At 70.7% G+C, this 25,529-nt stretch carries 19 protein-coding genes and 1 pseudogene; 12 read left to right on the top strand and 8 right to left on the bottom strand.

Features of this window, described 5'->3' with window-relative positions; translation table 11 throughout:
* Positions 1-388: 388 nt before the first annotated feature.
* Together gcl and BLW84_RS13930 are read left to right on the top strand one after the other, a co-directional pair.
* Positions 389-2,092 (top strand): glyoxylate carboligase, encoded by a 1,704-nt coding sequence (gcl, locus tag BLW84_RS13935; RefSeq protein WP_093265545.1) that lies wholly within the window; start codon positions 389-391, stop codon positions 2,090-2,092.
* A 265-nt stretch (positions 2,093-2,357) separates the two neighbouring features.
* Positions 2,358-3,485, top strand: a complete 1,128-nt coding sequence (locus BLW84_RS13930) for a glycerate kinase (RefSeq protein WP_093265543.1) — start codon at positions 2,358-2,360, stop codon at positions 3,483-3,485.
* A 332-nt stretch (positions 3,486-3,817) separates the two neighbouring features.
* Here BLW84_RS13930 and BLW84_RS13925 read toward each other — a convergent pair whose 3' ends face one another.
* The 4 genes from BLW84_RS13925 to BLW84_RS13910 form a co-directional block, all read right to left on the bottom strand.
* Positions 3,818-4,474, bottom strand: a complete 657-nt coding sequence (locus BLW84_RS13925) for a GntR family transcriptional regulator (RefSeq protein WP_245761130.1) — start codon at positions 4,472-4,474, stop codon at positions 3,818-3,820.
* A 401-nt stretch (positions 4,475-4,875) separates the two neighbouring features.
* Entirely contained in the window at positions 4,876-5,784 is a 909-nt protein-coding gene (locus BLW84_RS13920) for a polysaccharide deacetylase family protein (protein ID WP_093265542.1), read from the bottom strand.
* A 50-nt stretch (positions 5,785-5,834) separates the two neighbouring features.
* On the bottom strand, positions 5,835-6,974 hold the full coding sequence (locus BLW84_RS13915; protein ID WP_093265540.1) for an aspartate racemase/maleate isomerase family protein: 1,140 nt from the start codon (positions 6,972-6,974) through the stop codon (positions 5,835-5,837).
* 205 nt (positions 6,975-7,179) lie between these two features.
* Positions 7,180-8,484, bottom strand: a complete 1,305-nt coding sequence (locus tag BLW84_RS13910) for an MFS transporter (RefSeq protein WP_093265539.1) — start codon at positions 8,482-8,484, stop codon at positions 7,180-7,182.
* 527 nt (positions 8,485-9,011) lie between these two features.
* Here BLW84_RS13910 and allB point away from each other — a divergent pair.
* Positions 9,012-10,379: an allantoinase AllB gene (gene allB / locus BLW84_RS13900; RefSeq protein WP_093265536.1), complete on the top strand. Its 1,368-nt coding sequence runs from the start codon at positions 9,012-9,014 to the stop codon at positions 10,377-10,379.
* A gap of 57 nt (positions 10,380-10,436) precedes the next feature.
* Here the strand turns inward: allB and BLW84_RS13895 are convergent, their stop codons facing one another.
* Positions 10,437-10,742 carry a hypothetical protein gene (locus BLW84_RS13895; protein ID WP_093265534.1) on the bottom strand — a complete coding sequence of 102 codons (306 nt, stop codon included), beginning with the start codon at positions 10,740-10,742 and terminating at the stop codon, positions 10,437-10,439.
* Between the two features lie 85 nt (positions 10,743-10,827).
* On the opposite strand from BLW84_RS13895, the gene BLW84_RS13890 reads away from it, so the two are divergent.
* From BLW84_RS13890 to tsaD, 6 genes are all read left to right on the top strand, one after another.
* The gene (locus tag BLW84_RS13890) at positions 10,828-11,952 is read left to right on the top strand and encodes a helix-turn-helix domain-containing protein (RefSeq protein ID WP_245761129.1); all 1,125 of its coding nucleotides are present in this window, start codon (positions 10,828-10,830) and stop codon (positions 11,950-11,952) included.
* On the top strand, positions 11,949-12,161 hold the full coding sequence (locus BLW84_RS49035; protein WP_245761128.1) for an SWIM zinc finger family protein: 213 nt from the start codon (positions 11,949-11,951) through the stop codon (positions 12,159-12,161). Before BLW84_RS13890 ends, BLW84_RS49035 begins: the two co-directional genes overlap by 4 nt.
* A complete protein-coding gene (locus BLW84_RS47435; protein WP_177226455.1) occupies positions 12,158-14,785 on the top strand; it encodes a DUF6493 family protein in 2,628 nt (875 codons plus the stop codon). The genes BLW84_RS49035 and BLW84_RS47435 overlap by 4 nt, the downstream gene beginning before the upstream one ends.
* A gap of 160 nt (positions 14,786-14,945) precedes the next feature.
* A complete protein-coding gene (gene tsaB, locus BLW84_RS13885; RefSeq protein ID WP_093265533.1) occupies positions 14,946-15,602 on the top strand; it encodes a tRNA (adenosine(37)-N6)-threonylcarbamoyltransferase complex dimerization subunit type 1 TsaB in 657 nt (218 codons plus the stop codon).
* Between the two features lie 20 nt (positions 15,603-15,622).
* Positions 15,623-16,090: a ribosomal protein S18-alanine N-acetyltransferase gene (gene rimI, locus BLW84_RS13880; protein ID WP_093265753.1), complete on the top strand. Its 468-nt coding sequence runs from the start codon at positions 15,623-15,625 to the stop codon at positions 16,088-16,090.
* Entirely contained in the window at positions 16,090-17,145 is a 1,056-nt protein-coding gene (tsaD, locus tag BLW84_RS13875; RefSeq protein WP_093265531.1) for a tRNA (adenosine(37)-N6)-threonylcarbamoyltransferase complex transferase subunit TsaD, read from the top strand. The genes rimI and tsaD overlap by 1 nt, the downstream gene beginning before the upstream one ends.
* Positions 17,146-17,637: 492 nt before the next feature.
* Here the strand turns inward: tsaD and BLW84_RS13870 are convergent.
* The 3 genes and pseudogenes from BLW84_RS13870 to BLW84_RS13860 all read right to left on the bottom strand — a co-directional run bounded on the left by BLW84_RS13870 (position 17,638) and on the right by BLW84_RS13860 (position 22,045).
* Positions 17,638-20,462 (bottom strand): annotated as a pseudogene (locus tag BLW84_RS13870) (PQQ-dependent sugar dehydrogenase).
* Positions 20,463-20,563: 101 nt separating this feature from the next.
* Complete coding sequence (locus BLW84_RS13865) at positions 20,564-21,151, bottom strand: SanA/YdcF family protein (protein ID WP_093265529.1); 588 nt, start codon at positions 21,149-21,151, stop codon at positions 20,564-20,566.
* A 432-nt stretch (positions 21,152-21,583) separates the two neighbouring features.
* Positions 21,584-22,045 carry a MarR family winged helix-turn-helix transcriptional regulator gene (locus tag BLW84_RS13860; RefSeq protein ID WP_093265528.1) on the bottom strand — a complete coding sequence of 154 codons (462 nt, stop codon included), beginning with the start codon at positions 22,043-22,045 and terminating at the stop codon, positions 21,584-21,586.
* Positions 22,046-22,147: 102 nt separating this feature from the next.
* Here BLW84_RS13860 and BLW84_RS13855 point away from each other — a divergent pair, with 102 nt between their 5' ends.
* From BLW84_RS13855 to groL, 3 genes are all read left to right on the top strand, one after another.
* Positions 22,148-22,552, top strand: a complete 405-nt coding sequence (locus BLW84_RS13855) for a DUF5313 family protein (protein WP_093265527.1) — start codon at positions 22,148-22,150, stop codon at positions 22,550-22,552.
* A 689-nt stretch (positions 22,553-23,241) separates the two neighbouring features.
* Positions 23,242-23,532, top strand: a complete 291-nt coding sequence (groES, locus tag BLW84_RS13850) for a co-chaperone GroES (RefSeq protein WP_010316109.1) — start codon at positions 23,242-23,244, stop codon at positions 23,530-23,532.
* 197 nt (positions 23,533-23,729) lie between these two features.
* Positions 23,730-25,352 carry a chaperonin GroEL gene (groL, locus tag BLW84_RS13845; protein WP_093265525.1) on the top strand — a complete coding sequence of 541 codons (1,623 nt, stop codon included), beginning with the start codon at positions 23,730-23,732 and terminating at the stop codon, positions 25,350-25,352.
* Positions 25,353-25,529 lie beyond the last annotated feature (177 nt).

The raw sequence follows: 25,529 nt of genomic DNA, 5'->3' as shown, positions 1-25,529 counted from the left end.
TCCGCCTGGACTGTGGGTGCCCAACCTGATGTATGTCCGATGCACGGCGGTTGGGCCGTCCTCGCCAGGCGAACGCTGAGAACCCGCGGCGGTGCGAGCTGCGTGGGTGGGCTATGCGCCTGCGGCGCATGCGACCGCTTCCGGGATTCGATCCGTTAGCTGTCGCGGCTACGGTCACCAGCCAGGACGAAAAACGCTCAATGGAAATCAGAGCTTCGACTTCCGTTGAAATTGCGGAAGATCGCGCCACAACTCGCCTCACCGGGCGATCTCGAAGCAACACGGTCACGGGTCAGCGGTTCCAGCGCCGCCAAGCAACCAAAACCACTGACCCGTTCCCAACAAGGTGCGCGTCGAAAGCGCGGCACCCGAGAGGAAGTCTTACACCATGCCCAAAGTTCCTGTCATGCAGGCCGTCGTCGACGTGCTGAAGTCCGAGGGCGTCGACGTCACCTTCGGCTGCCCCGGTGCGGCGATCCTCCCGCTGTACGCGGCGATGGAGGACAGCGGAATCAAGCACCTGATCGTCCGCCACGAAGAGGGCGCGACCCACATGGCCGACGGCTGGGCGCGCACCAACGGCAACGTGGGTGTCGCCATCGGCACCTCCGGCCCCGCGGGCACCAACATGATCACCGGTCTCTACACCGCGCAGGCGGACTCGATCCCGATCCTGTGCATCACCGGCCAGGCGGTGTCCACCAAGCTGCACCAGGAGGCGTTCCAGGCGGTCGACATCGTCGACATCGCCAAGCCCGTGACGAAGTGGGCGGTGCAGGTCAAGGAGGCCGCGCAGGCGCCGTGGATCTTCCGCGAGGCGTTCCGCATCGCGCGCTCCGGCCGTCCCGGCCCGGTGCTGATCGACCTGCCGCTGGACGTGCAGAAGCAGGAGATCGAGTGGGACCCGACGCTGGACGCCCCGCTGCCGATCCCGGCCGTCGAGCCGCACCTGCCGCGGGTCGAGCGCGCGCTGGACTTGCTGCTGGAGGCCGACCGGCCGCTGATCCTCGCCGGTGGCGGTGTCATCCTCGGTGACGCCCACGAGCAGGTCCGCGAACTGGCCGAGCTGCTCGGCGTCCCGGTGCAGATCACGCTGATGGGCAAGGGTTCCTTCCCGGAGGACCACGAGCTGTTCGCCGGCATGACCGGTATCCAGACCAGCCAGCGCTACGGCAACCAGTCGTTCCTGGAGGCCGACCTGGTGCTGGCGCTGGGCGCCCGCTTCGGCGACCGGCACACCGGTGCCCTGGACACCTACCGCGGTGAGCGCAAGTTCATCCACGTCGACATCGAGCCCACCCAGATCGGCAAGGTCTTCGGGCCGGACCTGGGCATCGTCTCGGACACCCGACTGTTCCTGGACGCGCTGATCGACGCCGCGCGCAAGCGCAACGCCAAGAAGGACTACTCCGAGTGGGTCTCCCGGGTCGGCGTGCTCAAGCAGACCCTTACCCGGCCGGACGACTACGACACCGTGCCGATCAAGGCGCCGCGCGTGTACCGGGAGATCAACCAGATCTTCCCGCCGGAGGCGTACTTCGTCACCGCGATCGGCCTGTACCAGATCTGGGGCGGGCAGTTCCAGACCGCGCACCTGCCGCGGCACTACCAGGTGTGCGGCCAGGCCGGTCCGCTCGGCTGGGAGATCCCGGCGGCGATCGGCGTGAAGTCCGCCGAGCCGGACGCAGAGGTCGTCGCGGTCGTCGGTGACTACGGCTTCCAGTTCCTGGTCGAGGAGCTGGCGGTGGCCGCCCAGTACAACGTCCCGTTCGTGATCATCATGCTGAACAACGAGTACCTGGGCCTGATCCGCCAGGCCGAGGGCGACGCGTTCGGCATGAAGACCGAGGTGGACATCCACTACGACGAGTACGGCACGGACAACGTCAAGATCATGGAGGCCTACGGCTGCTCGGGCCGCCGGGTGTTCGAGCCCGGCGACCTGGCCGAGACCATCGAATGGGCCCGCAAGGAGGCTGTCGCCACCAGCCGCCCGGTCCTGGTCGAGGTGATGATCGAGCGCGAGGCCAACACGGCCCGGGGCATCCGGATCGACGCCATGATCGAGCCGGAGCCGGTGCCCAACGCGTAATGGTCCTCGGGGTGCGGAGGCTGGCCGACGCGTACGGGAACCGCGTCGGTTGGTCCTGTCACACACTCCCGCACCCCAGGCGGGGCTTCAGGGCAGCCCTGCGCGAGGTGCGCTCGCCGGCGACGCGCGGTGGCGTGGTCGGCGAGCGTGCCCCGCATTTCCCACAGACGGGGTCCTCGGGTGGAATATCCGTAAGACCCCTTGGTGTCCTCCGCCGGGCTCGTGCCGGGCGTCCCGGCGGAGGATGCCGCCCTAGCGATCGGAGTTGGTTGTGCCTGGACCCGTCCTCATCGCGCCGGACAAGTTCAAGGGTTCGCTGACGGCGCCGGAAGTCGCCGAGGCGGTGGCCGCCGGATTGCGCCGAGCCCGCCCCGACGCGCAGGTGCGGCTGGCGCCGGTGGCCGACGGCGGGGACGGCACCGTGCAGGCCGCGCTGGCCAGCGGATACATGTCGATCCCGGTGCGGGTCGCGGGCCCGGTCGGCGAGCCGGTGGACACCGAGATCGCGATCAGCGGCGACACCGCCGTGGTCGAGCTGGCCTCGGCCTCCGGGCTGGCGCTGCTCGATCCCGAAGAACTCGCCCCGCTGGCGGCCTCCAGCGAGGGCACCGGCGAGGCGATCCTGATGGCTTTGGACGCGGGAGCGCGAACCGTGGTGCTGGGCGTCGGTGGCAGTGCGTGCACCGACGGCGGCGCCGGAATGCTCACCGTCCTGGGGGCGCGGGTCTTGGACGCTGCGGATAACCCGTTGCCCCCAGGCGGTGGACCACTGGTGCGAGTGACCACAGTGGACCTATCTGGCCTGGATCCCCGGCTGGCCGAAACCGAATTCATCCTCGCATCCGATGTGGACAACCCGTTGCTCGGCGAGCGCGGTGCGGCGCACGTGTACGGGCCGCAGAAGGGTGCGGACCCGGAGCAGGTCCGCCTCCTGGACGAGGCGCTGGGCAACTGGTCGCGCGCGGTGCTCGCCGCGGGCGGCCGCGACGTCGCCGAACAGCCGGGCGCCGGGGCGGCCGGCGGCGTCGGCTACGGGGCGCTCGCGGTGCTGGGTGCGCGGATGCGGCCGGGCGTGGACGTGATCCTGGAGCTGATCGACTTCGATCGGCAGCTGGAAGGCGCGGGCCTGGTGATCATCGGCGAGGGCGCCATCGACGAGCAGACCCTGCACGGCAAGGGCCCGGCCGGAGTCGCCGCCCGCGCCCGCGAAGCGGGCGTGCCGGTGGTGGCGATCGCGGGACGCTGCGACCTGACGCCGGAGCGCCTCCGCGAAGCGGGCGTCGAAGCGGCGTACGCGCTGACCGACATCGAGCCGGACCCGCAGCGCAGCATCCGCGAAGCGGCGACGCTCCTGGTCGACCTCGGCGAGCGCGTCGCCCAGGACCACCTGTAGGAACGCCCCGATTTCAGGCAGAAGCGGAAACCCCACCGGGCACCACGCCAGGTGGGGTTTCCGCTTTCACGGGTGGATGCAGAACGGCCCCACCCGGCTCATCCCGAAGGCGCCCGGCGCCCGACGCCGGTGGCGATTTCGCGCGAAATCGCCGCGCAGCCCTCACGCGGAGCGCCGTTTTCGCGCGAAATCGACGGAGACGGCCACGTCCCACGCGGGCCGGCGCGCCATGCTGAAACGACCCCAAGGCAAGAGCGGGACCACCGCCGACGCGACGAGAGCCTCCCGATTTCAGGTGAAATCGAGGCTCTCGGCAGCGCGGCCTTGCGGCGTCAGGCGCCGAAGAGGAGGCGGAGGGCCGTGTCCCTGTTGTGGTGGATGTGGCGGATCGCTTCGTCGGCCGCTCGGTCCGGGTCGCCGGAGGCGATCGCCTCGTAGAGGTTCGTGTGCTCCAGGCAGAGCTCTTCGGGGTCGTCGACCTGCCGGAACAGCCAGTGCAGGCGGCCCTGCAGCGGGTCCAGCATGCCCGCCAGCAGGTGGTGGTCCGCCAGCCGCACGATCTCGTCGTGGAAGTCCCCGTTCGCCTTGCCGACCGCATGCAGGTCCTCGCCCTGCAACGCCTTGTCCGCCCGGGCGAGGTGCCGCTGCAGGGCGCGCAGGCTGCGCGCGTCGGCCTTGCTCGCCGCCAGCCGGCACGCCAGGCTCTCCAGCGCTTCACGCACGTCGAAGAGCTCCTCGACGTCGCGGCGCTCCAGGCGTCGCACGATGACGCCGCGCCGCGCGACGTCTTCGACGAACCCCTCGACCCGCAGCGTGCGCAGCGCTTCGCGCACCGGCACCCGCGAGACCGCCAGCTCCGCGGCGAGCTCGCGCTCGACGATCCGGTCGCCCGGCGCGAACCGGCCGTCGATGATGCGATTGCGGATCTCCTCGCAGACCTGGTCGCGCAGCGGCCGGTCGCGGGAACCCAACGGGACCGGCTGGGCCACGTCCGCTCCTTTCCCCTCAGCACTCGCTCAAAGAGTAGTCACTCGCCCCCCTTGGGGTGATCCGCAGTTTCAATTGAAACTGCCACCCCGGGTGGGCGGGGGCGCAGTTTCAATGAGCGTTTTTCATCCTGGTCAACCCGCAGTCGCGGGTCGCAAAGGTGCACGTCGATGGGGTGTCGTATGCGCCGCAGGCGCATAGCCCACCTACGACACTTGCACCGCCGCGGGTTCACGGTGCTCACCCCTTCGGGGTTCCCTCGGCGAGGACGGCCCCTCCGCCGTGTATCGGACATACATCAGGAGGGGCACCCACAGACCAGGGAGCCTCTGAGGTTCCGCTACCCGCACCGCCACGCAAACTGAGGTTGGAAAAACCTCAATTGAAACTGCGCCCCCACCCGTCACGGACCGGTGGGGGACGGCCGGCCGGGTTCGGCGAACGGGTAGCGGGTGCGGAAGTCGGCCGCGGCCTCTTCGAAGGTGACGAAGCGGACCCCGTCCAGGGAACGCCAGTAGTCGATGAGCCGCTCCAGCATCAGCAGCACCTGCGGCCGCCCGGAGACGTCCGGGTGCAGGGTGACCGGGAAGACGCCGTAGTCGAACTCGCGGTACACCCACTCGAACTGGTCCCGCCACAGCTGCTCGACGTCGCGCGGGCTGACGAAGCCGTGCGAGTTGGCCGCGTGCTTGTTGAACATCATCGGGGGCAGGTCGTCGACGTACCAGTTGCCGCAGAACTCCACGAGGTCCACCTCGTGGCCGTGCTGCAGCGGCTTCATCCACGATTCGGCGGGACCGTCGAAGTCGATCTTCGTCCAGGAGTCGCCGACCCGCGCGTAGAACGGGTGGAAGTCGTTGTAGTTCTGGCTGTGGTCGTAGCTGAAGCCGTTCTCCATCAGCAGCGCGGCGGTGTGCTCGGACATCTCCCACCACGGCGCGACGTAGCCGCGCGGGCGGCGGCCGCTGGCCTTCTCCACCAGCTCGATGCACCTCAGCAGCACGTCGCGTTCCTGCTGCTCGGTCATCTGCACGGGGTTCTCGTGCGAGTAGCCGTGCGCGCCGATCTCGTGCCCGGCGTCGACCACCGCCCGCACCTGGTCCGGGAAGGTCTCGATGGAGTGACCGGGGATGAACCAGGTCGTGGGGATCTCGTAGCGCTCGAAGAGCTTCAGCATCCGGGGCGTGCCGACCTCGCCGGCGAACACGCCGCGCTGGATGTCGTTGGGCGAGTCCTCGCCGCCGTAGGAGCCGAGCCACCCGGCGACGGCGTCGACGTCCACCCCGAGGCAGATCTGGATGTCCTTGCTCATTTACCTCTCCTCGCAATCGTTCGGTTCGAGTCGTGAGCGGCCGTTGCCACTCACGACGTCAGCAGGTCCCTGACCTCGGCTGACGCGGTCTCGATGGCCTCGATGTCCGTCGGGCGCCAGTCGCGCTCGGCGAGGCTGTGCACCGACAGCCAGCCCGCCATGGCGCCGTCGACCTCGACGGGGGCGAGCATCTGGGCCTGCACGCCGTAGGTCTCGATCAGCGCCTGCGGCGGCTGCGGGTCCGCCCGGAAGTGCGGCTGCACCAGCGTGCGGCGGTGTTCTTCCAGCCACTGCACGGTGTTCAGCTTCCGCTGGTCCAGACCGGGGTCGTGCTGGATCGCGCGCACCCCGGGCCCGGTGTCCTCCGCCGCGGCGAGGTCGACGCCGAGCCGCTGGGACGGCAGGTCGAGCCGCATCGTCGTCCGGTCGGCGCCGGTCGCCTCCCGCAGCGAGGCGCAGATCCGCTTCAGCGCAGCGCGCGTCGAGCCCGAGAGCAGCACGCTGCCGCGGTCGATCGGGACGCCGGCGCCGAGCACGTCCAGCGCCTTCCACAGCGTCGCGGAAACGCTGTCCAGCACCGGGACTCCGACCTTCGCCTCCAGGTCGGCCGCGACGAAGGCGCCGCGCAGGTTCGTGCACACCAGCGACACGGCGTGCACATCGACGGCGGCCGCTTCGATCATCGAGGCCAACCGCTGTTCGGGCACGGAGCCGAAGCTGAAGTTGTCGGTGATGTCCAGCCGCTCGTCGTTGACGACCTCGATGCCTTCCGCGGCGTAGGTCTCGGCGATCTTCGCGGTCACGTCGCCGGTGTACGGCGTGACCAGGCCGAGCCGCGTGACGCCGAAGGCGCGGAAGGCGTCCAGCAGCGCCAGCGTCGACGTGGTGGCCGGCACCCCGCACGCCGCCGAGATCGCCGCGCTGACCTGCCGGTCGTAGTCGAACCCGAGCCACGAACCCGCGGTCCCGTTCCACACCACCACGTCCACGGCGGCGTCCCGGAGCAGCTCGGCGGCGGCCGACATCCGCTCCAGCGAGAACTGGCTGTTCTCCTTGTCGGACAGGGAGATCGCGGTGACCGGCAACCTGCTGAAGTGGACGCTCACGTCCTCGACGCCGGACAGCAGCCGGTAGGTGACGGGTTCCAGCACGGTGTTGGACGACGGCGTCAGCATTCCGATGCGTGGCATGTCATTCCTTTCAGCACTGTTTTGGTCTTGTCTTCAAGCGGCGCAGCCGCTTGGCCCACCTGCTCGACTCGCACCGCCGCGGGTTCTCAGGAGGCTTCTCGCAAGGACAGCCCCAGGCCATACGCAAGTCGGGGATCCCGGAGTGAGAAGGCTTCTGAGGTTCCGCTACCCGCGCCGCTGCGCAAACCGAGTCCGGAGACCGTAGTCACGCGGGGAGGCGCTTGGTGTAGTCGAGGGTGAGCACCGCGGCCGTCATGATCAATCCGGCGCCGACGAAGTAGAGCAGCGCCCAGGTGTAGCTGCCGGTCGCGCCGACGATGAAGCCCACCAGCATCGGGGTGAGGATGCCCGCGATGTTGCCGCTGAGGTTCATCGCGCCGCCGAGCGCACCGGCGTTCTCCCGGCCGCCGAGCAGCGACGGCACGCTCCACATGAGGCCCACCCAGCGCAGGAAGAACAGCACGATGGACAGCAGCGTCACGGCCGCGATCGGGCCGGGCACCAGCGTCACGCCGAGCAGCCCGAGCACGACCGCCACGCCGGCGATGCCGAGCAGCGTGCGCATCACGACGTTGCCGTTGCGGCCGCGGGCCCGCCAGCCGTCGGCGAGCCAGCCGCCGATCAGCTCGCCCACGAAACCGGCGCCGAAGATGACGAAGGTGGACCAGCCGATCGTCTTGATGTCGAAGCCCTTGGACTCCGACAGGTACAGCGGGCCCCAGGTCAGCAGCCCGTAGAACACGCCGTTGAAGCCCAGCCACGCGGCGCACATCGCCCAGAACGACCGGAACTTCAGGTAGCGGCGCAGGGGTCGCCGACCGCTGGCGGCGCCCGCGGCGCGGTCCTCGGCGGCGTGCGAGGTCTCGATGTCGGTCGCCTCGGCGTCGTTCACGCGCGGGTGGCTACGCGGGTTGTCCCGGAGGTACCACCAGGCCCACACGCCCATCAGCACGGTGACCGCGCCGGCGACGATGAACGCGGGCCGCCAGCCGCCGGTCGTCGCGATCAGCCAGGAGATCGCGATGCCGCCGACGCCCGCGCCCAGCGGCGCACCGGCGTCGAGGATGACCGCGCCGCGGCCGCGTTCCCGCAGCGGCATCCAGATGGCGTTGAGCTTGCCACCGGCCGGCATCACCGGCGCTTCGGTGGCGCCGAGCAGCGCCCGCATCCCGAGCAGCGCGCCCGGGCCGGGGGCGGTCGCGGTGAGCGCGGTGGCCGCGCCCCAGGCGATGCACGAGCTGCCGACCATCCGGCGCGGGCCGAAGCGGTCGATCAGCCAGCCGCTGGGCAGCTGCATCAGGGCGTAGGTCCAGAAGAAGGCGGCCAGCAGGATGCCGGTGAGCTCATCGGAGAGCCCGAATTCCTTCTTGATCAGCGGCAGTGCCACCGAGATGGAGCCGCGGTCGACGTAGTTGATGGTCACGATCGCCAGGAGCAGCAGGAAGATCTTCCATCGGACCCGGGTCGGTCTGGTTCCGGTGTCCGCGAGGGTTCCCGATGTCTGTGTCACGTCTGGTCTCCAAGGGAGAGGGAGGAGCCGGGCGATTTGGGATGCGGTATACCAAACATCGTGCCGGGACCTGTGTCAATACCTGGGAAAACATGAATCGATGACCTGTGCGAAGAAAGATTTTCAGGTCCGTCCGGAACGGTCGCGCTGAATCGATGCTCCGTCGCCGCCCCTTGACGGCCGCGCGGCGCGTGCCGTTAACTTTCCAGAAAACGATAAGTATACTTCGCGATACGGAAAGACATGGTTCAGTGCGGCGAACGCTCGCGCCCAGCGGGCACCGCGCCGTTCTCCTGGCCGATCGGCGTGCTTCTCGCGCACGGTGCCGCCGAACCGCTCGGCGCGCTGCGTCGGCCCGGTGCTCGCACCATGGGAACCGCGAGCGGCTCACCGCGGGTCAGGTCCGGAGTCAACGGTCCGTTCGCTCCGATTGAAGTGGCGAACGGTCTGTTCGCTCCAGCCCCTTGACCGGAACCGCACCATGGTTCAACACTTTGTTGAATCACTGTCAGGAGGAGGTAACCGCGTTGCCCGAACCAGCCAACGGAGCGTTCGACGTCGTGTTCCGCGCGCGACGGCTCATCGGCCCGAACGGTGAGACGTCCGGCAGCGTCGGCGTCCGCGACGGCCGCATCGTCGCCGTCGAGCCGCTGGACGCCCCGCTCGAAGCCGCCCGCACCATCGAGCTCGCCGCCGACGAGGTCCTGCTGCCCGGGCTGGTCGACACCCACGTGCACGTCAACGACCCGGGCCGCACCGAGTGGGAGGGCTTCGACACCGCCACCCGCGCCGCGGCGGCCGGCGGCGTCACGACCATCCTCGACATGCCGCTGAACAGCCTGCCGCCGACGATCGACACCGGCGCGCTGGAGGTCAAGCGCAAGACCGCGCGCGAGAAGGCCTACATCGACGTGGGCTTCTGGGGCGGCGCCGTGCACGGCAACCTCGCCGAGCTGCGCGGGCTGCACGAGGCCGGGGTGTTCGGCTTCAAGTGCTTCCTGCTGCACTCCGGGGTCGACGAGTTCCCGCCGCTGAACCCGACCGAGCTCGACGAGGCGCTGCGCGAGCTGACCCGCTACGACGGTCTGATGATCGTGCACGCCGAGGACTCCGACGCCATCGAGCACGCCCCCACGGCGCACGGCGAGACCTACGGCGACTTCCTGAACTCCCGCCCGCGCGGCGCCGAGAACGTCGCGATCGCGCAGGTCATCGAGCTGGCGCGGCGCATCGGCGCGCGGGTGCACATCCTGCACCTGTCGTCGTCGGATGCGCTGCCGATGATCGCCTCCGCGCGCGCCGACGGCGTCAAGGTCACGGTCGAGACCTGCCCGCACTACCTGAGCTTCAGCGCCGAAGAGGTCCCCGACGGCGCCACCCAGTTCAAGTGCTGCCCGCCGATCCGCGAGGCCCGCAACCGGGAACTGCTGTGGCAGGGGCTGGCCGACGGGATCATCGACTGCGTGGTCAGCGACCACTCGCCGTGCACGCCGGAGCTCAAGCGCTTCGACATCGGCGACTTCGGCGTGGCCTGGGGCGGGGTTTCCAGCCTCCAGCTGGGCCTTTCGGCGGTGTGGACGCAGGCGCGGGTGCGCGGCCACAGCCTCGCCGACGTCGTGCAGTGGATGTCCCGGAAGCCCGCCGAGCTCGCCGCGGTGCGCGGCAAGGGATCCATCGCGGTCGGCAACGACGCGGACTTCTGCGTGTTCGCGCCGGACGACGCGTTCGTCGTGGACGTGGGCAAGCTGCACCACCGCAACCCGGTCTCGCCGTACCACGGGCGCCCGCTGTCGGGCGTGGTGCGCGAAACCTGGCTGCGCGGCACGCAGATCGTCGGCCCGGGCGTGGAAATGACCGCGCCGCAGGGCAATCTGCTCACCCGCCAGGGCTCGTAGCGAGTTCCGCTCCGGGGGCCGTGAATCCGCTGCGGGTTCACGGCCCCCGGAGCGCGTTCAGCCCTTGAGCCGGCGGACCAGGTCGGCGGCGCTGGCCAGGGACAGGCCCGGCAGCTTCCGGCGGACTTCCCGGACCGCCGCGATCTCGTGGGTGCGCGGGTCGACGCCCGCGTCGGTCAGCACCTGGCGGGTCCAGCGGAGCTCTTGCGGCTCGCCGTCGCCGGCCTCGTCCAGGATCTGCAGCGCGCGCTGCAGGCCGGGCAGCTCTTCGGGGCTCGCGTCGTGGACGGCGCGCCGCACCGCCTCCCGGGCCTCGTCGAGGTCGTTGAGCACCAACAGGTGCGCTTCGCGTTTGCCGAACATCTCAACCTTCCTGCAGGGGACTCCGGGCGGGTATCCGAATCATTCTCCAGCGCCGTGTCGGTGATCATCACTACCCTTCGCCGCCATGAGCGACGAGGCGCACTCTTTCACCTACCGGCGGCCCTCGGTGCTCGACGGCGATCGGCTCGGGCTGGAGACGGCGGGCGGGACCGCGTTGGCCGGTCCGGTGGGAAATCCCCGGTTCTTCACCGGTTTCCTCACCGATGCCGCGCCCGCCGCGGGCGGGCTCCAGGCGGTCGCTCGGGTCGCGCGATCCCGGTACCCGGAGCTCACCGGCCGGCCGGCGTTCCGCGATCCGGTCGTCACGTGCAACGGCGACCGGCTGCGCTTCGAGTCCTTCTCCCGCTGCTGCGGCGTCTACGCGCGGCTGGACGTCCTCTCCGACGGCCTCGACGGCGAGGTGCACGACCGCGGAACGACCAATGTGGACATCAACGAGCCGCTGCGCCGCATGCTGGCGCGCGTCGGCGGCCGCGATCCGCTGCACCTGTCGGTCGGCCCGGACGACCTGACCGCCACCACCCCGGACGGCTCGGTGGTGGAGAAGAAGGTGCCGCTGCCGCGGCGGTGGCTCCGCGGGTTCGCCGAGGTCCAGGTGATCACCGCCGGATTCGAGCCGCGCGCCGAGCTGTCCGCCGTCGAAGCCGCGCGCCTGCTCCGCTCGCTGCCGTCCCGTTCGAGCGGCGCGCTCTGGGCCGTGCCCGCCGGACGTTCGCTGCGCCTGACCGGCTCGCCGACGCCCGGCGCGGTCTGGGTGACGAGCCCCGACCGGCTCGAATCGCTCGTCCTGCTCCTGCGCTTCGCCCGGGCGCTGCGCGTCTACGGCCCGCCGGTCCGTGCCGGAAGCCATCCCGTCGCGAGCGCCTGGGAGCTGGACCTGCCGGGAATGCGGCTGGTCCTGGCGCTGTCGCCGGGCCGCAACCGCGGGTTCTCCGGCGAAGGAGCGGTGCTCGACGCGCTGGCCTCGGACGACACCGAAACCGATGCCGAGTTGATCGGCGCGCTGCTCTCCTTCGAGCCGCGGGTGGAGGTCGATCTACTCGCGGAGCGGTCCGGCCTGCCGCAACCGAGGGTCCGCGACGCCCTCACCCAGCTCGGGACCGCGGGGGCCGGGTCGGCTACGACCTCGCCGAGGCGGCCTACTTCCACCGCGAACTGCCCTACGACGCGACGGCCGCGGCGGCGATGAACCCCCGCCTCCGCAACGCGAGAGCGCTCGTCGAAGCGGGCGCGGTGCACCTCGACGGCGACACCGCGACGGTGATCGTCGGAGACCACACGCACCGGGTGCGGGCCGACGGCTGCACCTGCCGGTGGTGGACGGAATTCGGTGGCACCAGGGGGAAGTGCAAGCACGCGCTCGCCGTGGACGTGATGCGCAACGGAGCACGCGGATGAACTGGGACGACCTGAAGGAACTCATCGACAAGGGCGACCCGGACGTCCTCGCGGCGGCGGTCGGCGATATCGGTCCGGCGGACGGCGGCGCCCTCACCAAGCCGCTGACGGACTTCGAACGCTCGGCGCGGCGGGCGGACTTCTACACGGCACAGCAGTACTCGTCCATGCTCTCGATCGCAGGCGCTGCCGTGCTGCCGATGTCGACGCTCGCGCCGTGGCTGGCGCGCAACAGCCTCGACCGGCCGATGCGGCCGGACCACCACGGCGTGCTGAGGCCTTACGGCACTCCGGTGTTCGACCACGTCCTGGCCGTCCTGCGCCGGCGGGACGTGCCGTGGCTGCCGCAGCTCGCCGAGAAGCTCGCGCAACGGCTCCGTCCGAGAGGACGGATATCGAGACATTACTGGCGGCTCATCGTTGCCATCGCCGGGGACGTCCTGCCCGACAGCGACGGATTCGTGTACCACTGGCCGGAGATGACCGGGCGCGGCGCCGCGACGATCGTCGGGGAAGTACGTGGAGATCGACGTTTCCTGGCCCTGGTTCCCCGACTGTTCGAAGTGGACGGTGTGGCGCGGCGACTCGCGGACTCCTGGGCGCAGGATGGCTGGCCGAGCGCGCTGGCGGACCTCGCCGCCGCCCGTGAGGTCGATCGGCTGGTGCTGCTGGACGGGCTGTTGGCGCGCCTGCAGCGCGGCGGCAAGCAAGCGGACGTCGTGGCGCTGATCGCTTTGCACGACAAGCTCTCCCCGTCCCTCGACGAGCTCGCGCCGCGCGGCGGCGACTACGCGGCTCTGGTGCCCGACAGTCACTCGACGGTCGTCGGGATGGCGCAACGGGAACTCCGGCGCTTGGACGAGGCGGACCGGCTGGCAGCCGACGTCCTGCTCGACGTCAGCCGGGCGATGTTCCTCCGTCCGGAGAAGAAGCTGGTCCGGGCCCAGATCTCGTGGCTGGACAAGGCGATCCGGCACGGCCGGGCTGAGGCGCTGGCGGTGCTCGGCGGCGCGTTCGGCCACGAATCGGCCGACGTGCAGGAACGCGCGCTCAAGCTGGTGCTCAAGCACGTCGGCAAGCTCGACGCGGACGTGCGCGATGAGCTCGCCGAAGCCGCGGCGGCGCTGCCGCAGGATCTCCGGGCGCGTGCGGCCGATGTGCTCGGCATGTCCGAGGAGGCCGAGCCGGAACCGGCGCCGGTTCCGGTGGCCGCACCACGTCCGGAGATGCCGCCGCCCATCACATCGGTGGACGAACTGGTCGCGGTCTTCGCCGAGCAGGTGCAGCGGGGAGATCTGCTCGTCCGGGAGCGGATCCTTGCCGCGATGGTCGAGTTCGCGTTCACCGACCGGGAGGCCCTGCACAGCGCTTTCGCCCCGCTGCGGGAGCAGAGCCCGTGGTACGCACCGGGGCTGCCGGATTGGAGCCAGCAGCGGAATTGGAGCGCTTCGCCGTCGGAACCCGGTGAGTTCGTCGCCGTCCTGCGCGCCGCGACGGGTGACTGCCGCGGCGACGTCACCAGCCCGATCCCGCGCATCGACGAGATCCCGGGCGAGGCGGACTGGGCGGAACTCGTGACGCGCGGCGTGGATTACGGCACCGTGCAGACGCGCCGCCTGCACGAGATCGGGATCGGGCTCGCCTACGCACCCCGCCCGTTCCTGATGTCCACCCCTACCGGTGCGTCCGGGCTCATCGCCCCCGAAGCGCTGGCGGAACGCCTGGAGCGCGCGGCGGCGCAGGGATTCGAGCCGTGGCAGCACGACCTGGTCGTGGCCATGCTCCGGCTGCCCCGGGACGCCGCGATCGCAGACCGGGTGCGGGGGCTCGGCGACGCGGGCGCGCAGGTCGCGCGGTGGATCGACGGCGGCGGGCTCGGCACCCCGGAGATCCGGCGCGAGGTGGTGCCGGTCAAGAAGTACGACTGGCGTGGCATGCACTACGAAGACCGCACCCGCGTCACCGTCACGTTCCCGGACTCGGCGGATCCGGTCCGCAAGTCCTTCGACAGCACGGCGACCGGCCGGTACTCGGCGTCCTACCGCGAGCAGAACGCCACCCCGGATCTCGTGCCCGCCTACCGGGATCTCAGCGCAGCGCACCAAGTGGCGGTGTTCGCGGACCGGGCGCGGGGGAACGCGACGCTGCTGGGTCGCCTGGTCGACGCCCACGGCCCGATCGGCGACGGGATGCACACAGTGCTGGCCTTCGCGCTCGGCGCCCGAGAACCGGCGGACCGCGTCGGCGTGGTGGACGCGCTGATCACCCTGACCGCCCGGGACGGGCTGCGCGGCGCGAGCGTCGCACATGCCGTGGTGGAGCTGGTGCAGCGCGACGAGGTGGTGCTGGGACGCGTGGTGCAGACGGTGCACGATGCGGCGCGGGCCGGTCTCGTCGGGTTGGCGTGGGAGGTCGTCGCGGTGCTGGTCGAGGGCTTGCTGCCGGCCGAAGGGGAACGCCCCCGAGCGGCGCTCGCGGACCTGCTCGCCCTTGGCGTGGAGCTGGCCGCCCAGGTCCGCCCCGCAGACCCGCTGCCAGGCGTGGCGGCGGCCGCGGCCCGGGGCGGTTCGAGCCGCTTCGCCAAGGAGGCCCGCAGGCTGCACCAGGCGCTGAGCGCCACCTGATGTCCCTGTTTCCCCTGGCCAATGCTCGTGCGCGTTTTGGAGCGCAATAGCACTCCAAAACGCGCACGACCTATGAGCAGCCGAAACGGCCCGCCCGGCGAGCTCGGCCGGTGCTCCCCGCGTAACCCCGATGACCAGGGCTGACGTACGCTGAGTAACCGTGCTCGTCATTGCGCTGGACACCTCGACCCCCGCGGTCACGGCGGGGCTGGTCGCCCTGGACGACGGTCCGCCGCGCGCCCTCGCCGAGCGCGTCACGGTCAACCCGCGTGCGCACGGCGAACTCCTCATGCCGCAGCTGCTGGACGTCATGACCGAGGCCGGACGCGAACTCGCCGAGGCCGACGCGATCGTCGTAGGCGCGGGCCCGGGCCCGTTCACCGGCCTCCGCGTCGGCATGGTCACCGCCGCGGCGCTCGGCCAGGCCTGCGGCCGCCCCGTGCACCCGGTCTGCAGCCTCGACGCGATCGCCGCGCAGGCCACCGCCGAAGGCCCCCTGCTGGTCGCCACCGACGCGCGCCGCAAGGAGGTCTACTGGGCCGCCTACGACGCCGCCCGGACCCGGATCGACGGGCCCCACGTCCAGCGCCCGGCGGAGGTCCCGACCGACGGTTTCGCCGCGGCGGCCGGGGAAATGGCCGAGGCGCTGGGCATCGCCGCCGTCGAGCCGCGCTACCCGACGCCGGTTGGGCTGGTCACGGCGGCGCGCGCCGCGCTGCAGGGCGAACCGGCGCCGCTGGTGCCGCTCTACCTGCGGCGGCCGGACGCCGCAGAGCCGGGCAAGCGGAAGTCCGTGTTGACCAGGGGTGCGAAGTGACCGACCGCGCCACCACCGCGCTGCAGGTGCTGAAGCTGCGCCGCAGCGACCTGAAGCGCTGCGCGGAGCTGGAGCAGGTGCTCTTCCCCGGCGACGACCCGTGGTCCTGGTCCGCCTTCGCCGCGGAGCTCGACCAGGGCCACTTCTACGTCGGCGCCTACCTCGACGAACGCCTGATCGGCTACGCCGGGCTCGCCGTCGTCGGCCGCGCCCCGCACGCCGAAGCCGAGGTGCACACCATCGGCGTCGACCCGGCGCACCAGGGCCGCGGCGTGGGCAAGGCGCTGCTGGGCGCGCTGCTGGGCAGGGCGGACGAGCAGCAGGCGACGACGTTCCTGGAAGTGCGCACCGACAACGACGCCGCGGTCGCGATGTACGAGAAGCACGGCTTCGAGATCGTCGGGCTGCGCAAGCGCTACTACCAGCCGTCCGGGGCGGACGCGCACACCATGCGGCGGCCCCCGGCGGAAACTGCGGAGGCTGGGTAATGACTGCGGATCGAGTGGTGCTCGGCATCGAGAGCTCCTGCGACGAGACCGGCGTGGGCCTGGTCCGGCTGGCGGCCGACGGCACGGTCGAGCTGCTCGCCGACGCGGTGGCGTCCAGCGTCGACGAGCACGCCCGCTTCGGCGGCGTGGTGCCGGAGATCGCCAGCCGCGCGCACCTGGCGGCGATGGCCCCGACGATGCGCCGCGCGCTCGACGAATCCGGCCTCGAACTGTCCGATGTGGACGCGATCGCGGTGACGGCCGGGCCGGGCCTGGCGGGCGCGCTGATGGTCGGCGTCGCGGCGGCCAAGGCCTACGCGGCCGCGCTGGACGTGCCGCTGTTCGGCGTCAACCACCTCGGCGGGCACGTCGCCGTCGACACCCTCGAACACGGGCCGCTGCCGGAGCGCTGCCTGGCGCTGCTCGTCTCCGGCGGGCACACGCAGCTGCTGCTGGTGGAGGGCATCGGGGAGCAGATCACCGAGATCGGCTCCACGATCGACGACGCCGCGGGCGAGGCCTACGACAAGGTGGCGCGCATCCTCGACCTGCCGTACCCGGGCGGCCCGCCCATCGACAAGCAGGCCAAGCTGGGCGACCCGAAGGCCATCGCGTTCCCGCGCGGGCTGACCGGGCCGCGCGACGCCAAGTACGACTTCTCCTTCTCCGGGCTGAAGACGGCGGTCGCGCGCTGGGTCGAGACCGAGCAGCGCGAGGGCCGGGAGATCCCGGTGGCGGACGTGTGCGCGTCGTTCCAGGAGGCCGTGGCGGACGTGCTGACGGCGAAGGCCGTGCGCGCGGCGCGGGACCTGGACGTGGACACGCTGGTGATCTCCGGAGGCGTGGCGGCGAACTCCCGCCTGTCGGAGCTGGCGGCGCAGCGCTGCGCGGAAGCGGGCATCACGCTCCGGGTGCCGCGCCCCCGCCTGTGCACCGACAACGGCGCGATGATCGCGGCCCTCGGCGCCCACGTCCTCGCGGCGGGCGCCAAGCCGTCGCCCCTGGACATGCCGGCCAACCCGGGCCTCCCGGTCGGCACCATCGTCGTCCAGTAACCCGACGGTGTAGTTTTCCCGCAATTTCAATGGAAATCAGAGCTCTGATTTCCATTGAAATTGCGGACTCCACGATCCGGACTCCACGATCCGGACCCCGGTGCCCGGTCGGCATCGTCGTCGTCCAGGGGGTCACAGTTTCAATTGAAACTGTGACCCCCTGAGGCGGCGCGCATCGTCCGGTCTGGCCGCAGTTTCAGTGAGCGTTTTTCATCCTGGTCGGCCCGCAGCCGCGGGTCGCAAAGCTGCACGTCGATGGGGTTCCGCATGCGCCGCAGGCGCATAACCCACCTACGACACTTGCACCGCCGCGGGTTCACGGTGCCCACCCCTTCGGGGTTCCCTCGGCGAGGACGGCCCTGACGCCGTGTATTGGACATACATAAGTCAGGGCACCCACAGACCAGGGAGCCTCTGAGGTTCCGCTACCCGCACCGTCACGCAAACTGAGGTTGGAAAAACCTCAATGGAAACTGCGGCCAGACCGACGGTTCAGTACCTCCGGTCGATCGTCGTGTCGGTGGCCGCTCGCCACTCGACGTAGCCGTGCTCGAAGTCGTTGCGGCGACCGCCGGAGACCGCGAACTCCCCGGTCTTCGGGTAGCCCAGGTACGAGCGCTCCCAACCGAGCGCGGACCAGCGTTCGCGGATCCGGCCGTACACCTCGTGCGCTCCGGTGCCCGACGTCCAGTAGATCGACGCCGCCTTGGAGAAGTGGTTGTACCGCCCCACTCCGTCCGGCGTGGTGAGCTCGTCGGTCGTCGGGTAGCCGAGCGGCCCGAGCTCCCAGCCCAGCTGCGACCAGGTCACCCGGATCGCGCCCCAGATCGCATGCGCCCCGGAGCCCGGCGACCAGTAGACCGAGCCCGCCTTCGAGAAGTGATTGTACCGCCCCACTCCGTCCGGCGTGGTCACCTCGTCGGTCGTCGGGTAGCCGAGCGGGCCCTGCTCCCAGCCGTTCGCCGCCCAGCTCTGCCGGATCGCGCCCCACACCGCGTGCGATCCGGTGTCCGGGCTCCAGTAGATCGAGGCCGGGAAGCCCGCGGTCGCCCCGACGAAGTGGTTGTACCGACCGATTCCGTCCGGTGTGGACAGTTCATCCGTGGTCGGCGGGCCGAACATGCCGTGCCCGCCGAGTTGCAGGTACTTCGCGAGGTTCCCGCCGTAGACGTAGTGCACGCCGGTCTGCGCGGTCCAGTACAGCCGCCCGCGCTCGTAGCTGCGGTAGCGGATGCCGCCCTCGGCGATCTCCGGCCCGGTGGGCTGCCCGAGCAGGTTCCGCAGCTGCGGTTCGGCTTCGTAGCGCCGGTCGATCGGCGTGGCGTACCGCGCCGAGAGCGTCAGGTCGCCGGCGCCCATGGTCAGCACCCGCGACCGGTCGCCGACCCCGTCGGTCCAGCCGGCGAAGGTCGCCACGCCGTCGGTCGCGGTGGCCGCCGCGATCACGTCGAAGGTGGCGCCTTCGGTGACCATCGCCGAGCTCCGCCCACCCTCTGCGGGGATCTGCAGCACGGCGGGCACGTTGCTGGTCAGCGTGAGCAGGTGTTCGCGCGGCATGGCCGCGTAGGTCTCGCTGCTGCGCACGCCGGCACTGTCGGTCGTGGTGGCGGTGATCTCCATCCGCGAGTCCGGGTGATCGGTGAACGCGACCTGGAAGGACTCGCCGGTGCCGCCGGCCCCCGGGTGCCGGTGGCAGGTCGCCTCCTCCGGGCAGTGCACCTCGGCGCTGGTCCAGGAGATCGGCGTCGTGCCGTCCTCGGCGTCGGTGGCCCGCGCGGTGAGGGACACGGTCTCGCCGACGGCGAAGGTCTGCGCGCCGGGCGTCGTCAGCGCCAGCTGGGGTGAGTGGTTCGCCGGCGCGATCAGCAGGTCGACGCTGCCGGACGCGCCGAGCGGATCGGTCACGGTCAGCCGCGCGGTGAACCGGTCGCCGTCCGGGTAGGTGTGGCTGGTGCGCGCGCCGGAGCCGGTCGCGCCGTCGCCGAAGTCCCAGGCGTAGGTCAGCGGATCGCCGTCGAAGTCCTGCGATCTCGACCCGTCGAAGGTGACGGTCCGGGTCGCCGGATCGGTGCTGATCTCGGCCTCGGCCACCGGCGCGGAGTTGCCCTGCGGGTAGCTGAGCCGCCGCAGCGTGCCGGAGTAGATGTCGGCGAAGACGACGTCGCCGTTGGGCGCGGCCGCGAACTTCACCGGCCCGCCGATGTCACCGGCGAACGGCGGGCTCTCCGGCGCCCGCACCAGCTTTCCCTGCGCGTCGAAGCGCAGCATCCACAGCTTCTTCGTGGTGTAGTCGCCGAAGAAGTACGCGCCGCGGTAGGCCTCCGGGTAGCTCTCGCCCCGGTAGATGATGCCGCCGGTGACGCTGTTGCCCTGGTCGACGCCGCCGCCGTGGCGGTATCCCACAGCGGCGGGGTGTTCACCTCGGACGCGCATTCGGGCAGGTCGGCGTAGCCCGGGGTCCGGTGGTTCCCCTCCCAGCAGGGCCACTTGTAGTTCTGGCCGGGCCGGACGAGGTCGATCTCCTCCCAGGTGTTGTAGCCGACGTCGCCGACGATCGGCGTGCCGGTGCCGGGGTCCAGCGACAGCCGGAACGGGCTGCGGAACCCGCTGGCGTACACCCGGCTGCGCCACGACGAGGGGTTCGACGCCTGGTAGTACGGGTTGCCGGGCACGCCGTCGCCGGTGGCGGTGACGTGCAGGACCTTGCCGTTGGGCGTGTCGAGGCCCATGGTGCGCAACGCGTTCCGGTCGGTGCGGGTGAAGTCGGAGAGGTCGCCGATGGACACCCACAGGGTGCCGTCGTCGGCCGCGACGATCCCGGTCATGCCGTGCACCGCGTAGGGGCTTCGGAACTCGAAGAGCACCTGCTCGTCGGCCAGGCCGGTCGGTTCCGGCGCGCCGGTGACGGTCCAGCGCGCGAGCCGCAACAGGTAGCCGCCGGTGCCGCCGGGGACCGAGCGGGCCAGGTAGACGTGCCGCGAGGTGGCGTAGTCGGCGGCCACCGCGAGCCCGGTCAGTCCCAGGTCCTGGGCCGGTTCGACGGGCAGGGCGGCGATGGTCCTGGTGCGGCCGTCGGCGGCCGCCCACGCCACGGTGCCCTTCTTCCCGGTGGTCAGGATGCCGCCGTCGGGCAGCTACGCGAAGTCGGTCAGGTCGAAGGCGGCCTGCCCGCTGGGTTGGCTGCGGAGGACGAAACCGGTCGGCACGGCGGCATTCGCGGTGCCGACCGGTAACGCCACCAGCAACCCGATGGACAACAGTGCCACGCAGCACGCGCTCAACCAGCTGCGGAGTCTTCGAGCGAACACGGTGATCACACCCCTATTCGGCAAGGATGTGCTGATATCGCCCGAAGTTTCGCCCAGGTTGCCCGCCGCCCGGAATCTTGCCCACCGTCACGGACGATCACCGATTGTGATCAGCGGCGCCACCAGAACGCCTTGGCGGTGGCGAGGAACTCGCGGCGGGCGCCGCGGGCGGAGACCCGGCGCAGGCCGTCGGCCGCCGCGTCGTGGCCGACGCCGTGGGCGTCGATGCCCGCCCGGCGGCACAGCGCGACCGCGCGGCGCAGGTGGAACCGGGTGGTCACCACGGTGACCTCGCGCAGCCCGAAGTCCTCGGCCGCCCGCCGGCAGGACGCCCAGGTGTCCACACCGGACTCGTCCAGCACCACCGCGGCGGCGGGAATCCCGTGCGACACGAGGTGGTGCCGCATCACGACGGGTTCGCTGTGCCCGCGGGATTCCGGGCTGCCGCTGACGATGATGCGCCGGACCCGGCCCGCCTCGAACAGCTCCCGCGCCACGTTCAGCCGCCCCTGCAGGATGCGGCTCGGCAGGCCGTCCCAGCGCACTCCCGCACCGAGCACCAGCGCGTACTCGGTCGCGGGCGCGTCCTGGACCGTGCTGATGCGGCGGGCGCTGCGCGCCAGCGCCCATGCCGAGGGCAGCGCCGCCGCGATCCCGAGTCCGGCCAGCGCGGCGAGTCCCTTCCGAAGTCCACGCACCGGACAAGTGTGCCATCGAGTGCACCAGGCGATCGTCCTCGTGAGTGTTTTGGAGTGTCACAGCGCTCCAAAACACTCACGAGCGATCGACCGCCTGACGGCATTCGCCCAGTTATCCACAGTGGACGATCAAGTGTCAGGCCGGGTTGAGCACTGGGTTGCCGTCCTCGACGACGAACGACTTCGCGGTCTCCGCCGGAGCGTCCTTCTTCGACGCGTACGGCAGTCGATGATCCACTTCTCCTGCTCGGCGCCGGTGATCGACCGGTCCGGGTCCTGCGGGAGTCGTCCGGGGCTCGACTGTGGCGCGATCGAGCGCACGAAAGTACCGACACCAGAAGAGAGTTTGGTGAATTCCCGACGAAATGGGACAGCCGAAGCAAGTCGTGAAACCCGTTCGGCCCAGCCGCTGCCGGATCGATCGGCTCAGCGTCAACCGGCGTCGAGGGCGCGCCGGGTCGCCGCGATCACCTTGCTCAGCGCGCCGTGGAGCTGCTCCAGCTCGACGACCTCCATGCCGAGGAGCTCGACCACGCGGTACGGGATCTTCTCGGCCTCCGCGCGGAGTTCCCGGCCCTTCCCGGTCAGCTCGACGGCGAGCAACCGCTCGTCCTCGGTGCTGCGGCGCCGTTCCAGGTAGCCGATCGATTCGAGGCGCTTGAGCAGCGGCGACAACGTCGCGGGGTCGGCGTGGAGGGCGCCGCAGAGGTCCTTCACCGATCTCGGCGACTGCTCCCACAGCGCGAGCATCACGAGGTACTGCGGGTGCGTCAGGCCGAGCGGCGCGAGCAGCGGCCGGTAGACGGAGATGACGTTGCGCGAGGCGACGGACAGCGCGAAGCACACCTGGCGATCGAGGGCGAGCGGGTCCTCGCCGAGGTCGATCTGGTTCATCGAGGTCTCCTTCTGGCCGGGGTGCCCGCAATCACGCTAATCATTAGCGTGCTAATGATTAGCATATAGGTTGTTCTCGGGAGCTTCGGCGAAGGAGGGGACGTGGCCGCTGACGGACGAATCCGGCCCAACCCGGTGCAGTGGATCTGGTACGCCTTCGGCGGCCGGCTGCCGGCCAAGTGCCGGGAGTGGGTCCTGTACGACATCACGTGCCGGACCTGGGTGCTGCGGCACATCGCCCGCAGCCTGGTCCAGATCTCCCCGGGACTGCTCTTCCTGCTGCTGCCCGGGCCGTTCTGGATCCGGGCGATGTCGGTGCTCGGCGGGGTCATCCTGGCGCTCTGGTACTCGCTGTCGTACATGGAGCACACCAGCGAGTACCGGCTCACGAAGCACGGTTACCCGATGGGCACGGGAAGAGCAGTGCGCGAGGAGGGGCAGGCCGCGATCCGCGCCCAGCGGGCGGATCGGTACGCCGAGCTCTACCGCAACCAGCCGGAGCGGTGAGCTCGCGACGTCATTTCGGCCGCCACCCGGCTCGGGTCGGCGGGCCGGGCGGGCCGGGCGGGCGCGCGGGCCGGGGGCGGCGCTCCCAGGGGCGGTTCGCGGGCTTGGAGAGGGCGGGCATGCCTGGCAACCTAGGGCACCGAACCGCCTTGGTGTGAACCACCTCGTGGCATTGGTGACATTTCCCGCATGGCGATCTACCAGCGAAGATCACGCACAGCTGATCGTCCGTGACAACTTCCCAGGTGGCGGCCCCGCAGGTCCGGTTCGCTACGGTCCGAACCGAATCGAATCCGTCGGGTAGCCGGAGCGCGCCGATGATCGACCTGCCATTCGTCCCCAGCCTGCCGGCCGTCGATGACTACATCGCGCTCGGTGAGGCCTCGGGGCGCCGTCGACTCTGCTTGACTGTCATCTGACGGAGACTTCCGGCTGTCAGGACGGCGGCTGCATCGCTGGTCGATTCGTTGCGGCTGAGCCCTTCCCGGTCTCGCTCCGGCTCGACGATCTGGGGCGGTCGACACGCCGGGAGGTCGGAGAAGAGGGTTGTTGTTGAGCGTTGGCACTCTCATGGGTAGAGTGCTAGCAGAACGGCGCCGCAGCGCCCCGGCACCCGCGACGACGGGGAGCCACGGAGCCGTCTTAACCCAGACAACGCTTCGAAGGCCCCAGAAGGTGGAGGTCACACCGTGGCGAGCATTAAGCCGCTTGAGGACAAGATCGTGGTCCAGGCGAGCGAGGCCGAGACGACGACTGCGTCCGGCATCGTGATCCCGGACACCGCCAAGGAAAAGCCCCAGGAGGGCAAGGTTCTGGCCGTCGGCCCGGGTCGCGTCGACGACAAGGGCAACCGCATCCCGGTGGATGTCAAGGAAGGCGACGTCGTCATCTACTCCAAGTACGGCGGCACCGAGGTCAAGTACAACGGCGAGGAGTACCTGATCCTCTCCGCCCGCGACGTGCTGGCCGTCGTCAACTGACGCTGCACTACGCGAGCAATGCCGCCCCGGCGGTCCCGACCGGGACCCCGGGGCGGTCGCATATCCGGGGCAAGAGTCTTTCGCTGGGCTCGTTCTGCGTGGCGGCGGTGCCGGTTGCGCAGGTGGGCTGAGCGGCTTCGCCGCTTCAAGGACAAGAGCGAAGACCCCAAAGGCATCCATGAAGGGCTGTTGTAACCATGGCTAAGCAGATCGCCTTCGACGAGCAGGCCCGGCGCGCGCTGGAGCGCGGCGTCAACCAGCTCGCCGACGCGGTGAAGGTCACCCTCGGGCCGCGTGGTCGGCACGTCGTGCTGGACAAGCAGTTCGGCGGACCGCAGATCACCAACGACGGCGTGACCATCGCCCGCGAGATCGAGCTGAGCGACCCGTTCGAGAACCTGGGCGCCCAGCTCGCCAAGAACGTCGCGACGAAGACCAACGACGTCGCCGGCGACGGCACCACCACCGCCACCGTGCTCGCCCAGTCGCTGGTTCGCGAGGGCCTGCGCAACCTGGCCGCGGGCGCCAACCCGGCGTCGCTGAACAAGGGCGTCCAGGCGGCCACCGACGCCGTCGTCGAGGCGCTCAAGGCCAAGGCCACGCCGGTCAAGGGCCGCGACAACATCGCCCAGATCGCGACCGTGTCCTCCCGGGACGAGTCCATCGGCGCGCTGATCGGCGAGGCGATGGAGAAGGTCGGCGAGGACGGTGTGATCAGCATCGAGGAGTCCTCGACGCTGGCCACCGAGCTGGAGATCACCGAGGGCCTCCAGTTCGACAAGGGCTTCATCTCCCCGCACTTCGTCACCGACGCCGAGCGTCAGGAAGCGGTGCTGGAAGACACGCAGATCCTGCTGCACCGCGACAAGATCGCCGGCCTGCAGGACCTGCTGCCGCTGCTGGAGAAGATCGCGCAGGGCGGCAAGCCGCTGCTGATCATCGCCGAGGACGTCGAGGGCGAGGCGCTGTCCACCCTGGCCGTCAACGCGATCCGCAAGACCCTGAAGGTCGTCGCGGTCAAGGCCCCGTTCTTCGGCGACCGCCGCAAGGCGTTCCTGGACGACCTGGCGGTCGCCACCGGCGCCCAGGTCATCGCGCCGGAGGTCGGGCTGAAGCTGTCCGAGTCCGGTCCGGAGGTGCTCGGCTCGGCCCGCCGGGTCACCGTGACCAAGGACACCACGACCATTGTGGACGGCCGCGGCAGCGCCGAGGGCGTCCAGGACCGCGTGGACCAGATCCGCAAGGAGATCGAGGCCACCGACTCCGACTGGGACCGCGAGAAGCTGCAGGAGCGGCTGGCCAAGCTGTCCGGCGGCGTCGCGGTGATCAAGGTCGGCGCGGCCACCGAGACGGAGCTCAAGGAGCGCAAGTCCCGCATCGAGGACGCCGTCGCCGCCGCCAAGGCCGCGGCCGAGGAGGGCAGCGTCCCCGGCGGTGGGTCGAGCCTGATCCACGCCGCCAAGGCGCTGGCCGACAACCTCGGCCTCACCGGTGACGAGGCCACCGGCGTGCAGCTGGTGCGCCGCGCGCTGGACGCCCCGCTGTACTGGATCGCCGCCAACGCCGGTCAGGAAGGCGCCGTCGTGGTGTCCAAGGTCCGCGACCTGGACTGGGGCGCCGGCTACAACGCGGCGACCGATGAGTACGGCGACCTGGTGCAGGCCGGCATCGTCGACCCGCTGAAGGTGACCCGCTCCGCGGTCGCCAACGCGGCCTCCATCGCCCGCATGGTGATCACCACCGAGAGTGCGGTCGTGGAGAAGCCGGAGGAGCAGCCGGAGGCCGCCGGGCACGGCCACGGCCACGGGCACGGCCACTGAGCCGGCGCACGTGAGCCGGGCGCGGCCCGGCTGAACGCCATGAAGATCGGGGCGGTACCCACGGCGTGGGTACCGCCCCGATCTCTTCGTCCTACCCGGAGCCGAATGACGCCCCTCGTAGCCATCCGACTCCGGCGGCCGCCCGCGATCCGCGACGCGGCGGCCGGCACAAGCGCG

Origin of the sequence: Saccharopolyspora shandongensis (genome assembly GCF_900106995.1) — a bacterium.
Taxonomy (GTDB): domain Bacteria; phylum Actinomycetota; class Actinomycetes; order Mycobacteriales; family Pseudonocardiaceae; genus Saccharopolyspora; species Saccharopolyspora shandongensis.
The sequence above is the reverse complement of the archived record's forward strand: the minus strand, read 5'-3'. Positions and strand labels throughout refer to the sequence as shown.

What these genes read in the sequence shown, in the direction of transcription:
- gcl (WP_093265545.1), top strand. Translation starts at nt 389, where the DNA reads ATGCCCAAAGTTCCTGTCATGCAGGCCGTCGTCGACGTGCTGAAGTCC.
- BLW84_RS13920 (WP_093265542.1), bottom strand. Translation starts at nt 5,784, where the DNA reads ATGAGCAAGGACATCCAGATCTGCCTCGGGGTGGACGTCGACGCCGTC.
- BLW84_RS13915 (WP_093265540.1), bottom strand. Translation starts at nt 6,974, where the DNA reads ATGCCACGCATCGGAATGCTGACGCCGTCGTCCAACACCGTGCTGGAA.
- BLW84_RS13895 (WP_093265534.1), bottom strand. Translation starts at nt 10,742, where the DNA reads ATGTTCGGCAAACGCGAAGCGCACCTGTTGGTGCTCAACGACCTCGAC.
- BLW84_RS13890 (WP_245761129.1), top strand. Translation starts at nt 10,828, where the DNA reads ATGAGCGACGAGGCGCACTCTTTCACCTACCGGCGGCCCTCGGTGCTC.
- BLW84_RS49035 (WP_245761128.1), top strand. Translation starts at nt 11,949, where the DNA reads ATGAACCCCCGCCTCCGCAACGCGAGAGCGCTCGTCGAAGCGGGCGCG.
- BLW84_RS47435 (WP_177226455.1), top strand. Translation starts at nt 12,158, where the DNA reads ATGAACTGGGACGACCTGAAGGAACTCATCGACAAGGGCGACCCGGAC.
- tsaD (WP_093265531.1), top strand. Translation starts at nt 16,090, where the DNA reads ATGACTGCGGATCGAGTGGTGCTCGGCATCGAGAGCTCCTGCGACGAG.
- BLW84_RS13860 (WP_093265528.1), bottom strand. Translation starts at nt 22,045, where the DNA reads ATGAACCAGATCGACCTCGGCGAGGACCCGCTCGCCCTCGATCGCCAG.
- groL (WP_093265525.1), top strand. Translation starts at nt 23,730, where the DNA reads ATGGCTAAGCAGATCGCCTTCGACGAGCAGGCCCGGCGCGCGCTGGAG.